General features: G+C 53.2%; 10 protein-coding genes. 1 reads left to right on the top strand and 9 read right to left on the bottom strand.

From position 1 onward, the window contains the following. Positions 1-112 precede the first annotated feature (112 nt). On the top strand, positions 113-1474 hold the full coding sequence (gene trhP / locus AC6EMZ_RS08180) for a prephenate-dependent tRNA uridine(34) hydroxylase TrhP (RefSeq protein WP_498401951.1): 1362 nt from the start codon (positions 113-115) through the stop codon (positions 1472-1474). A 526-nt stretch (positions 1475-2000) separates the two neighbouring features. On the opposite strand, the gene AC6EMZ_RS08175 is transcribed toward trhP, so the two are convergent. The 9 genes from AC6EMZ_RS08175 to AC6EMZ_RS08135 form a co-directional block, all read right to left on the bottom strand. Then, complete coding sequence (locus tag AC6EMZ_RS08175) at positions 2001-3113, bottom strand: SMEK domain-containing protein (RefSeq protein WP_449567007.1); 1113 nt, start codon at positions 3111-3113, stop codon at positions 2001-2003. A 225-nt stretch (positions 3114-3338) separates the two neighbouring features. Further along, entirely contained in the window at positions 3339-3560 is a 222-nt protein-coding gene (locus tag AC6EMZ_RS08170; protein WP_449567006.1) for a DNA-binding transcriptional regulator, read from the bottom strand. 76 nt (positions 3561-3636) lie between these two features. Continuing rightward, the gene (locus tag AC6EMZ_RS08165) at positions 3637-4806 is read right to left on the bottom strand and encodes a phage late control D family protein (protein ID WP_409255313.1); all 1170 of its coding nucleotides are present in this window, start codon (positions 4804-4806) and stop codon (positions 3637-3639) included. Continuing rightward, positions 4803-5267, bottom strand: a complete 465-nt coding sequence (locus AC6EMZ_RS08160) for a phage tail protein (RefSeq protein ID WP_409255314.1) — start codon at positions 5265-5267, stop codon at positions 4803-4805. Before AC6EMZ_RS08160 ends, AC6EMZ_RS08165 begins: the two co-directional genes overlap by 4 nt. Before the next feature lie 12 nt (positions 5268-5279). Next, on the bottom strand, positions 5280-7700 hold the full coding sequence (locus AC6EMZ_RS08155; protein ID WP_498401950.1) for a phage tail tape measure protein: 2421 nt from the start codon (positions 7698-7700) through the stop codon (positions 5280-5282). Beyond that, positions 7690-7812, bottom strand: coding sequence for a GpE family phage tail protein (locus tag AC6EMZ_RS08150; RefSeq protein ID WP_106995048.1), 123 nt, complete (start codon positions 7810-7812; stop codon positions 7690-7692). The genes AC6EMZ_RS08155 and AC6EMZ_RS08150 overlap by 11 nt, the downstream gene beginning before the upstream one ends. A 32-nt stretch (positions 7813-7844) precedes the next feature. Continuing rightward, on the bottom strand, positions 7845-8153 hold the full coding sequence (locus AC6EMZ_RS08145; RefSeq protein WP_498401949.1) for a phage tail assembly protein: 309 nt from the start codon (positions 8151-8153) through the stop codon (positions 7845-7847). 56 nt (positions 8154-8209) lie between these two features. Continuing rightward, on the bottom strand, positions 8210-8728 hold the full coding sequence (locus tag AC6EMZ_RS08140; RefSeq protein ID WP_449568517.1) for a phage major tail tube protein: 519 nt from the start codon (positions 8726-8728) through the stop codon (positions 8210-8212). Between the two features lie 12 nt (positions 8729-8740). Beyond that, positions 8741-9934, bottom strand: a complete 1194-nt coding sequence (locus AC6EMZ_RS08135; protein ID WP_409255316.1) for a phage tail sheath protein — start codon at positions 9932-9934, stop codon at positions 8741-8743. Between the last annotated feature and the right edge of the window lie 75 nt (positions 9935-10009).

Below are 10009 nucleotides of genomic sequence, written 5' to 3'. Positions count from 1 at the left end.
CTTTACCTATCCCTTTTGCAGCGCTACAATCCCCGCCCTTAAAGTAAGGGATCTCCCCTGCCGCTGCACCTGGTGTACGCGGATCTGACCTGTCATCAGAATGAGAACAAACATGTTTAAACCTGAACTCCTTTCCCCGGCGGGAACGCTGCAGAATATGCGTTACGCTTTCGCCTATGGTGCCGATGCGGTATATGCGGGCCAGCCGCGCTACTCGCTGCGCGTGCGCAATAACGAATTCAACCACGAGAATTTACAGCTCGGCATCAACGAAGCGCATGCTCTGGGTAAGAAATTCTACGTGGTGGTAAACATCGCGCCGCACAACGCCAAGCTGAAAACGTTTATTCGCGATCTGAAGCCGGTAGTGGAAATGGGTCCTGATGCGCTGATTATGTCGGATCCGGGTTTAATCATGCTGGTTCGGGAGAACTTCCCGGAGATGGACATTCACCTCTCTGTTCAGGCTAACGCCGTTAACTGGGCGACGGTGAAATTCTGGAAGCAAATGGGGCTGACCCGCGTGATTCTGTCGCGCGAACTGTCGCTTGAAGAGATCGAAGAGATCCGCACTCAGGTGCCGGAAATGGAGATTGAAATCTTCGTTCACGGCGCGCTGTGTATGGCCTATTCCGGCCGCTGCCTGCTGTCCGGCTACATCAACAAGCGTGACCCGAACCAGGGCACCTGCACCAACGCCTGCCGCTGGGAATACAACGTTCAGGAAGGTAAAGAAGACGACGTTGGCAATATCGTGCATCAGCATGAACCGATTCCGGTGAAAAACGTTGAACCGACGCTGGGCGTGGGCGCACCGACCGACAGCGTGTTTATGATTGAAGAAGCTAAGCGTCCAGGCGAGTACATGACCGCCTTCGAAGACGAACACGGCACCTACATCATGAACTCCAAAGATTTGCGCGCCATTGCCCACGTTGAACGTCTGACCCAGATGGGCGTACACTCCCTGAAAATCGAAGGCCGTACCAAATCCTATTACTACTGCGCGCGCACCGCGCAGGTGTATCGCAAAGCCATCGACGATGCCGCAGCGGGTAAACCGTTCGACACCAGCCTGCTTGAAACGCTGGAAGGCCTGGCGCATCGCGGCTATACCGAAGGCTTCCTGCGTCGTCATACGCACGACGATTACCAGAACTACGAGCACGGCTATTCCGTATCCGAGCGTCAGCAGTTTGTCGGTGATTTTACCGGCGCGCGTAAAGGTCCTTTGGCCGCCGTCGCGGTAAAAAACAAGTTCACGAAAGGCGATAGCCTGGAGCTGATGACCCCGCAGGGCAATATCAACTTCCGTCTGGAGCATCTGGAAAACGGTAAAGGCGAAGCCATCACCGTCGCACCGGGCGATGGACACGTTGTCTGGCTGCCGGTCCCGGAAGAAGTGGAACTGGAGTATGCGTTGTTGATGCGTAACTTCGAGGGCGAAAGCACCCGTAATCCGCATAACAAATAGTTCAGCAGGGTTATTTTTTACGTTCGGAAGATTCTTAGAATCGGATCACATACCGCTTCGTTCAATAAGGGTATTATCCCCAGCGCTGAAAAACATAACCCATAAATGCTAGCTGTACCAGGAACCACCTCCTTAGCCTGCGTAATCTCCCTTACGCAGGCTTATTTTTTTGCTTTAACTTAATGAAATAAATGGATTTATTTCTAGCAACGTCCACACATTGACCACATCGATACCATAAGCCTCGCAGATGCGGGGCTTTTGTTTTAGTGACTTATCGGTTCACAGATAGCAAAGACTCAACAGCATTGCCACACAGATAGATGAAGCAAAGTGAAAAACGCTAAGCTATGAATCACCCGCAGAGCGTTTTAAGCAATCTGTTGCATCCATTTGTTGAACTCACAGCGAGAATCAGAAAATAACTTCATGGTAACCAATAATGCCCTGAGCATGAAAAGCCATTTTTGAGTGAATTTTCATATATAAATATAATTTTCACTATTCCTTAGGAAATGATTCCGCATTAATAAACAAGCACAAAATCATTACTCCTGATTGCCCGATACAATTCTTTTTCATCATATCTTGACATGTAAAAATTACCTATCGCCCTAAAAAGATTATAGTTCGCATCCCAGTTAGACCATTTTAGAATTAATTCTTTGTAATGAGGAAAAGTACCACTGTCTGGTTCGTAAAAATCCGAATCGAACGCTTCTAAGATTTCACAAATACCCCACTTATATAAGCCATAATATATATCATCAAATCGCTCAGCCTCTTCTTCTGTAAAATGTGTTACATATTGTGCGAGGTTTAATCGAATTGGTTCCGAAACCGCATGCTCTCTATTTCTACCATTCACAAAACCATACTGATAAATCATACAAATAAAATTACGCTGCAATATTGACAATTCTGATAACATTTTTTGAAGTTGGTACAAATCATTTTTACACTGTTCACGTAACCATTCAATATCGGAATAGGTCAAGCACCGATTTCCACCCGAATAATTAATTTCAATAAACTTATTAAATAAGGATTTATTCGTTTTAAAATCAGTCAATTGTGGCATGAAGAGTTCTGAAGAAGTCCGAGAGATCCAATCGGAAAAGTTCTCTTCTAGATAAGCAACAATTTCCTTGCGCTCTTCATTTCCTGACGTGCATAGAGAGGAAATCAAGTCTTTAATGTCGAAAACCTTTACATTAAAATCTTGATGAGAATATTCTACTCTTCTGTTGGTAGAGTTAATAAAAAAATGAAAGTCTTTATATCCACTTTCCTTTAACCAATCAGGCATTTTATCTATGCTATCTCTGAACTTTTTATTACTTGCGGTTGCTGTTATTTGCATAACAACTTTATTACGTTTGTCAACATAATCTATGCCTGGATAATTATGTTCATATACTTTATTAGCGTCTTCAAACTCCTTTTTAAAGGCTTTATTGATTAGCCACATTAAAGCATCCTCCGAGGAGGTTGTTCCATTTTGTAAATTAATCTTTGCTTCGTTAGAAATTGTTGCGCTATAACTACTTAAGACACCGGTTATGAATCTTTTAAAAGTTTCAGTTTTAGTTGCATATATATACATTCTTGGGAACCTTATACCTACTTTGATAGACAATAATTTTTCATCTGGGTTCTAAAACTACTCATTTCAATCAACATACCAAAATATTATTTTTTTTCAATTGGTTATATTGGAAAATGCTATATAAGGATTTGATATTTATTTCGAAAGTGGAGACTTTGATGACTTCCGCTCCTGGCACTCTGCTGACAACCATGTAATTAACACCGCAAATCTCACAGATACAAAAAGCCCCGCGTTTGCGGGGCTTCTTTTTGGTCACATCCAGTGGATCTGTTGCTGACCTGACGTTGTCGGATGCGGAGGCGCTGGCACTACTTCACCCGGTGAAACGATAAACCGCTCGACCGTCTCAGTGGTAACAAACGTACAACTGCAGTTGATATTCTGGCACTGATGATACCGCTCCTTTGTCGTGTCAGAGAAATAGCGGCTAGTGCGAGCGTGGGCGGCGAAGTGGCATTTTGGGCAGTGAAACATGATGAGCACCTTTTAACGTTTCCGATGCAGTCATTTTATCCAACTTAACTATATAAAACAAACACATACCATTGATTTAGCCATCTATTTCGTCTGCTTCATACTCTACATCCGAGACCTTCACCTCAAGCTCTAAGCCTGTCGTGTAGCCGTTCCCGTTGAGGTTATGCACCACCCGGCTGATTATCCACGCCTGCTCGTCTATAACGCGCTTAAAGCCTTTGACCGCAACCGGCGTTTCAGGAAATAAATCCGCCCGGCCAGTGGCGAGCGTAATCGAAAACTCCGCCACCCCGCGCTGCAGTTTATCCCACTTCGCCTGAGCCGCGCGCATCGCCTGCGCCTTTGTCGCGTAGATGGTCGTGAGCTCCAGCACGTTGTCAGACTCACCGGCCATATACTCACCCTCTCGCGCCTCCTGCTCCTTTTTCACCAGGCTCTTTGCCGGTGCTTTGACGGCTTTCGGGTGTTGCAGTGCGCGCAGGTGCTGCACCTTCGGCTTGCGTTTCAGCTTCACCTTTTGCTTTTGCGGTTTCGGGTCTTTGGTATGCAGCCATTTCGCCGTCACGCCGGTGTACGCCTCGCGGTCAGCAATGGCAAACTGATGCCGGTCGCCGTCGCCACGTTCGACGGTCATCTGCGGGATGGGTTTGCCACTGGCCACCTTGCCGCTACCGGCTTTAAGAAATAACAGTTTTCCCGCTTTGACAGAAACCGACGCACCGTTTCGGTCAGCCAGTCGGGAAAGAAACGCCGCGTCGGATTCCTGTGACTGGTCGATATGCGGCACGGCGATCGCTTTCAGGGTCTCAGCGACGCTGGCCGTGAGTTTGTTACGCTGCGCGATGGTATCGATAATTACCCCGAGCGTGGTGTCATGCCATGACTGCTCGCGGCGTGAGTTCAGCGTCCCGCGAAAATCCGCACTACGCCCCCGGATGGTCAGCGTATCGGGCGCGCCCCGGTGCTCGATTTCATCGACCGTGAACGTCCCTTTTTTTATCAGCGCGGAATCCTGCCACCCTAACCACAGCGTCAGCGTAGCTCCGCGCGGCGGCATTGCTATCTGGCCGTCAGTGTCATCGAGCTCGATATCGAGCTGGTCGGCCTCGAATCCGCGATTGTCGGTCATGGTCAGGCTGATAAGGTGGTCACTAAAATCCTGCGTGATATCCTCGTTATCCAGCTTGAGCATAAACGCCGGGGCTATCTTCGCCCCGGCCTGCACGTTCATTCCCGTTATCATCCCGCCAGCCCTCCGAGCCAGTCACCGGCAGACGTGACCAGATTATCAGCCTGCGTTTTCAGGTCGCCATAAATGGCCGCGACAGAATCATCGACGCGTTTCAGCGACAGGCTAAAGTCGATTTTGCGCGCCTGACCATCGCTGAAAAACTCGGTGTGCGTATGGGTCACTTTCTCGATGACATACATCCCGAGGATAAGGCCTGTCCCGTCAATCAGCGGCCACGCGCGCCCTTCATTCGCCATCAGCTCGACCGCCGTCAGCGACAGGCGACCGCCGGTGATTTCAGGGTAAAGCGTACCCGACAGGGTGCGGGAGGTTTCCCCCTCTCCGAGAAACTGATACGCCGGTGGCTTGCCGATGCGGTCATTAGACGCCCAGCGGTAATCCTTCGAATATTGCATAGACTGATACGGCAGGGTATGCCGTTCAAACACAAAAAAGCCCAGCACCATTAGCATGTGTTTCCCTCCTTAATCGTGTCTCATGCTGGAGCGCTGGCGGGCCCGTTTCTCACGGTCGAGTTTTTCGACGGCCTCGCGCAGCTGGCGGTCGAGGTCACTGCCCGGCGCGCCCCCACCCTGCAGGGTGATGTTGTACTCGCTTTTGCTCTGGTCGATATAGGATTGCCCGGCAGAGGCCGTCACTGGCCGGTAAGCCTGATAACCACCATACCCTGCGGTCTGCGGGATGTACCCGCCACCCGGCGCAGCCTTGTCTGCTTTCGCCGCCGTCTGGTCAAGGTTGCTGGATTCCTTTTTGATAACGCCCAGCTTTTCCAGCAGCCAGCCGACCTTGCCGCTCAGGCTGTTAAAGATATTCAGTGGAGCCATCAGCGCATCGGCCAGCCCCTTACCAAAGGCCACCCCGACATTTTTGCAGCGCTCGAAAATATCCTGCAGGGATTTAACCGGCGCAAACAGGTCTGTAAACCACTTCCAGACAGCACCGAGCTTTTCCGCGATAGCGTCAAACACCGGCGAAAGCGAGGCAAAGGCCGTTTTAATCCCGACCACTACCTCCGAGAAAAAGGCGCTGATTGGCTCCCAGTATTTATAGATGAGCAAGGCAGCGCCCACGACAGCCGCCACCACAGCCACCACCGGCACACTGATTGCAGTAATGGCCGTGACAATGGCCGTCCCGGCAGTGGTAAAAATCACACTCAGCAGACCTGCAGCGGCGATGATGCCGTTTATCCCGGCGATGACCGGCCACGCAATAAGGCCAATCCCGCCCAGTATGCCGACCAGCGCCAGCGCACCGGCTGTCACACTGAAAATGGTCTGCGTCAGCTCAGGATTTACTTTCGCCCATGCAGACACCTTGCCGAGCATCTCGGTCGCGGAAACCGTCAGGCGACGCAGCGCGGAGTTCTCTTTATCGAACACCTCAATCTGCAAATCTTCATAGGCCGACTGCAGGTTTTTCAAATCCCCGTCGAGGTTGTCGGTCTGGATTTTGGCTATCCGCTCCGTGGTTCCCTTCGAATCCCCGATTTGCTGGCGTTTGCTGGCAAGCGATCCATCACCGGCGGCGGCGACGAGCTTAATCGCGCCCTTCATTGCCTCCTCACCAAAGATGACTTTCAGGTATTCGCCCTGCTCCGCCGTACCGAGCTTGTTTTTCACAAAGGATTTATGAATATCTTTGAGGATCTTCTCGACCGGCAGCATGTTCCCTTTGCCGTCGCGGGTTTTCACGCCCAACTCTGAGATAGCATCAACCGCTTTGCCCATCGGTGCCTGCAGGCGGTTGAAAATAGCGCTTGCCCCGGTCCCGGCCATCGAGCCTTTAATCCCGTTATCCGCCAGAATACCGAGCATCGATGTCGTGTCTTCAATACTCGCCCCTGCAGCTTCCGCAATCGGCGCGACATATTTCATCGCCTCGCCCAGCTCGACAAGGCCAGTATTGGATGACGTAAAACCTTTGGTCATCACATCCGCGACGCGCTCAATCTCGGTTGTCGACAGGTTAAACGCTGATTGCATGTTGGTAATGATGTCGGCGGCTTCGGCAATATCCACGTCAGCCGCAAGGCTCAGGTTGACGGTTGACCCGGTCGCGGCCAGCACATCGTCGGCGTTATAGCCCGAGCGTGCGAGCGTGGTCTGTGTGCGCGCCACATCACCCGGTGAAAAGGCCGTGGTCGCACCGATATCACGCGCCTGTTTGCGAATGGCCGCGAGTTTGTCATCGCCCTTATCGAGACCGAGGATCGCCTGCGTGCCTGACATCTGTTTATCAAAACCAATACCCGGCGCGATAAACCGTGATGCGCCATATAGCCCGGCGGTCGCCACACCCACGCCGACCATTCCGGCATTGCGCGCACCGGCGGCGAGCTGTTGCCCGGATTCATAGCGTTTTTTTACCGCACTCAGTCTGGCCTGTTGCTGACTGACCCGCGCCAGTGCATCGCGCTGACGGTTAAGCTGTGCGGTTGTCTCGCTGATGCGCGACTTAAGCCCCCGCTCATCGGTCGACAGCTTGCGGGTATTTATCCCGGCCTGTGCGAGCTCCGTGCGCTGGCGCTGCACCGAGTGCCTGAGCCCGTTATATTTGAGCTGCAGGTCAGCAGCGGATTTCTTTGCCGCTTCCAGCGCGCGCGCCTGCGCAAGTGTCGGGGTCTGGGTGTTTTTAAACTGGACGGCCAGCGCAGCCGCTTCCTGTTTCGCCTTATTGAGTGACTGGCCGGTCACGCCGAGCTGCGCGCTGGCTTTCCTGAATCCGTCAATGCGGGACGCCTGCGCGTTAAGGTCGCGCAGGCTTTTTTGTGAATTGCGGGTATCGCCAGACAGAGATTTGCTGGCGTTCTGGATAGCCTTAAGCGGTCGGCTTGCCCGGTCGACCGCGTTCAGCAGCACCTCAAGTCTGACGTTATTGCTCATGATGGTTTCCGCTACGTTGCAGCGCCTTTTCACGCCATGTGAAGAGCTCGGTCACGCTCAGGGCATTCAGCTCTGAGGGCGGCCAGTGAAAAATCACCGCGATATCCGCCATCAGGTCATCGACCGACAGGTTTTCGGGAAAGTCTAGCGATCCGATGCAGGTGATAAAAAACCGACCACCTTACCGGCGAGCGAAATCAGGTCGGACACATCCAGACGCACGACCTCGTGCTCAGTCAGCGCGGGATAGGTCATGCGGGGCAGCACCTTAATCAGGGCATCGACGTCAGAGTTTGCCAGTGATGCCAGCGACACACCGCGCAGGGTTCCCGCGTTCGGTTTGGTCAAAGTTACCTGCTCGATTTTCTGCTCGCCGCGCATCAGCGGGGTATCGAGGATCACGACGTTTGGGTTTTTGGTTTCGGTGGTGGCGGTTTCGTTGATATTTTCCATGATGTTTCTCTCTTCAAAGTTAAGTGACCGGCCAGCATTGCTGACCGGGTCAGGGGTTACAGACCGATGGCCTTGCGGTGCTCAGCCAGCCGGTCGACACCGTCGACTTTCAGCACCATGTTGATGACGTCAATCTCGATGACTTCCCGGCCATCGATCGTGAGCTGGTAATAGGCGCACTCGGTCGACATTTTGGTCGTCCCGCTTTCACCCTGCTTGTTTTCGCCGCCGTCGTACTCTTTGTGACGGCCACGCATCACCACCTCAACGGCAGAAATCGCACCGGTGTCGTCGCGCTGATACGAGCCGGTAAAGCGCAGCGGCACGCTGTCAGCACCCGGCGAGGCGTACTGCGCCCACAGGTCAACGTCGGGCAGACCGCCGAGCGTCCACTCAAGCGACAGCGCGTCGTCATCGAGACCGAGGTCAATCGATACCGAGCCCGGCATCCCGCCGCCGCGATACTTCTCAAATTTGCGGGTCAGCTTTGGCAGGGTGACGGATTCAACGACGCCCATGTAGCTCAGGCCATCGTTGAACATGTTCAGATATTTAAGCTTGCGCGGTAATGCCATGCTTTCAGCTCCTTAGCTGTTGACCGAGTCCGACAGGTTCGCCAGATAGGTATCGGTGATGCGCTGGCGCAGGGTCAGGTTTTCCAGCGGCGGGACGGGGGTGTAGTCGTAATCGATATACAGTTTCCCCACTTTCAGGGTCGCGGTGTCGTTCGACTCCGGGTCGTACCAGCAGGAGCCATCGACGATATAGCCGTTGTTTTTCAGCTCGCGGAATTTGGCATTGATACCGGCGACGATGTCGCGGATAAGCGTCGGGGTAATGGGTTTATCCATCGCCCACGCGTGCGCCTCCGCCATGGTGTCGGCCAGCACCTGCGCGGTGCGGGTGTAGTTCTCAAACAGGAAAAGCGGGTCATCTGAGCAGGTGCGGTTGCCCCAGAACTTAAAGCCGTCGTTGCGAATCAGCGTGGTGACACCGGCCTGATTAAGCAGGTTGGCGTCGGTCGCTGGCTCCTGCAAATCCCACGACACCGAAGCGCTGACGCCAGTGACGCCATTCACGCCGACGTTTGACAGGGTTTTGTGCCAGCCGGTCGTCTGGTCGATTTTGGCACGCAGACCCAGCGCGCGCGCCGTCGCCCAGGCGGTGTCCGTCGCGTTCGCCGTGGTATCCCACGCCAGAAAATCAGGGAAGATGACCATCAGCTCACGCTGGCTGAAATTCTTGCGGTAGTCGATGGCTTCGGAAATGGTTTTGCAGCCCCACGCACTGATATAGCCAAAGGCGCGCAGGCTCTGACCGGTAGACGCGAGCGCGGTCGCCACTTCCTGCGTATCCAGCCCCGGCACACCGAGAATGCGCGGCTTAACGCCGGTGACGGTCTGCGCCGTCAGCAGCGCTTTCAGGCCGGTATATTTCCCGTTTTCGTCCGTGGTGCCGATGATGTTCGAAATCGTTTCTTTCTGTGCCGCGTCCGGGTCGTCGGGGTCATCGACACCTTCGGCCACGCGCACGACGACAATGACCGGTTTGCACTGGTCGGCGATGGCCTGCAGGGATTGTGAAAGCGTGCCTTGTTTACCGGCTTTACCGATAGCGGTTTGCACGCTGGTAATCAGCACCGGCTCATTGAGCGGGAATGCCTTTTCGTCAGCATCGCTGGCCGTGCAGACCATGCCGATGATGGCCGTTGAGACGGTGGAAATGGTGCGCACGCCGTCGTTAATCTCGATGACCTGCACGCCGTGATGATAGTCGCTCATCCGTTAAACTCCGTGGTGAAGTGGAGCCACTATTTTCTGTTGTGCGCGCGACTGGCGCGATGAATGTGCGTTGGT

The organism is Enterobacter sp. SCRI0065 (assembly GCF_059766475.1).
This window is presented reverse-complemented; position numbering and strand designations above follow the sequence as displayed.

What these genes read in the sequence shown, in the direction of transcription:
- trhP (WP_498401951.1), top strand. Translation starts at nt 113, where the DNA reads ATGTTTAAACCTGAACTCCTTTCCCCGGCGGGAACGCTGCAGAATATG.
- AC6EMZ_RS08170 (WP_449567006.1), bottom strand. Translation starts at nt 3,560, where the DNA reads ATGTTTCACTGCCCAAAATGCCACTTCGCCGCCCACGCTCGCACTAGC.
- AC6EMZ_RS08165 (WP_409255313.1), bottom strand. Translation starts at nt 4,806, where the DNA reads ATGATAACGGGAATGAACGTGCAGGCCGGGGCGAAGATAGCCCCGGCG.
- AC6EMZ_RS08160 (WP_409255314.1), bottom strand. Translation starts at nt 5,267, where the DNA reads ATGCTAATGGTGCTGGGCTTTTTTGTGTTTGAACGGCATACCCTGCCG.
- AC6EMZ_RS08155 (WP_498401950.1), bottom strand. Translation starts at nt 7,700, where the DNA reads ATGAGCAATAACGTCAGACTTGAGGTGCTGCTGAACGCGGTCGACCGG.
- AC6EMZ_RS08150 (WP_106995048.1), bottom strand. Translation starts at nt 7,812, where the DNA reads ATGGCGGATATCGCGGTGATTTTTCACTGGCCGCCCTCAGAGCTGAAT.
- AC6EMZ_RS08145 (WP_498401949.1), bottom strand. Translation starts at nt 8,153, where the DNA reads ATGGAAAATATCAACGAAACCGCCACCACCGAAACCAAAAACCCAAAC.
- AC6EMZ_RS08140 (WP_449568517.1), bottom strand. Translation starts at nt 8,728, where the DNA reads ATGGCATTACCGCGCAAGCTTAAATATCTGAACATGTTCAACGATGGC.
- AC6EMZ_RS08135 (WP_409255316.1), bottom strand. Translation starts at nt 9,934, where the DNA reads ATGAGCGACTATCATCACGGCGTGCAGGTCATCGAGATTAACGACGGC.